The 1,463-nt window shown below is 68.5% G+C and carries 2 protein-coding genes; one reads left to right on the top strand and one right to left on the bottom strand.

Features of this window, described 5'->3' with window-relative positions; translation table 11 throughout:
• On the top strand, positions 1-461 hold a 461-nt coding region (locus tag PGX04_RS20065; protein WP_273740133.1), incomplete at its 5' end, for a DMT family transporter.
• Between the two features lie 90 nt (positions 462-551).
• Here PGX04_RS20065 and PGX04_RS20060 read toward each other — a convergent pair.
• Positions 552-1,463: glycoside hydrolase family 3 C-terminal domain-containing protein (locus PGX04_RS20060; RefSeq protein WP_273740132.1), on the bottom strand; the 912-nt coding region annotated here is incomplete at its 5' end.

Below are 1,463 nucleotides of genomic sequence, written 5' to 3'. Positions count from 1 at the left end.
CGCGACTGCTCATCGTCGGGCAGGTGTGTAGCGTCGCGCTCGGCGGCGTCCTGATCCAGCGGGCCAGGCCGACGCTCGAGCGACTGCCGCTGGTCGGCTGGTCGATGCTCGTCGGTGGGCTGGTCTTGCATGTCGTCAGTCTAAGCGCCGGCGAGTTTCCCAGTGCCGACGTGCTCGATCCCGTCTCCGTGGGCGCCTTGCTCTACCTCGGGGTGTTCGCGACCGCCGTCGCGTTCATGATCTACTTCTCCATCCTCGAGGAACACGGCGCGTTCGAGGCGGCGCTGATCGGCTATCTGGTCCCGATCGTGGCGACGGTCGCGAGCGTCTTCCTGCTCGGCGAGGAGATCGGCGTCCTGACGGTCGGCGGCTTCGGGCTGGTCGCGGTCGGCTTCGTCCTGCTCAAGCGGCGGGCGCTCGTCGACGCGGTGGGTCTCTCGAGCGGCGTCGGCAGTCCGTGACGCGTCTCCCTTCCGCCGATCTCCCTTCCGCCGATAGTTCCCGCGATTCCGGCCGCGACGCCGAATCTGGGGGAGCCATCATCGCGTCCGTCATCGGTGTCGTCCGCCTCTTCCTCGCCGTTTCCCTCGTCCGTTTCCGCTCTCCTCTTCCTCGAGGACGATCGCCAACTCGTCGTCGACCTCGAAGCTCCCCTCGAGGCGGAGATCGCGGGACGATCGACCGACGGCGATCTCGAACGCTCCGGGTTCGACGACCCACTCGCCGCCGTCCGCGTCGTAGAACGCGAGGTCGTCACGGTCGACGCGAAGCGTCACTCGCTCGCTCTCTCCGGCGTCGACGGCGACCTTCTCGATCGCGGCGAGCTCTCGCTGCGGTCGATCGACGCTCGCGTCCACGTCGCTGACGTACAGCTGGACGGCCTCCTTCCCGTCGTAGTCGCCGTCGTTCTCGACGGTGAGGGAGACGGCGAGGCCGTCGTCGTCCGCCTCCAGCTCGAGGTCCGAGTACGCGAAGTCGGCGTACGACTCGCCGTGGCCGAAGGGGAACAGCGGCTCGACGTCGCGTTCGTCGAAGTGGCGGTAGCCGACGAACACGCCCTCGTCGTAGTACACCGTCCCGTCGACGCCGGGGTACGCCCGCGCGTCGTTGGGGACGACGTCGACCTCGCCCGGGAGATAGTCCTCGAGGGTCCGTGCGAACGTTACGGGCGACTTCCCGGACGGTGTCGCGTGTCCGAACAGGAGGTTCGCGACGGCGGTGCCAGCCTCCTGGCCGGGGAACCAGAGCTGGACGATCGACGGGACCGAATCGACCCACGGCATCGCGACCGGCGATTCGGTGTTGAGGAGGACGACCGTCTCCTCGTTCGTGTCGGCAACCCGTTCGATGAGCGCGTTCTGGTTGCTCGAGAGCGCGAACTGGACGCGATCGTCGCCGTAGGTGGTGTTCGACTGCGCGAGCACGACGGCCGCGTCCGCGTCGCCGGCGGCCGCGACCGCGTC

The sequence above is a fragment of the Natrinema soli genome, assembly GCF_028618695.1.
Note: the sequence above shows the minus strand (reverse complement) of the source record. Positions and strands in the feature narration are given on the sequence as shown.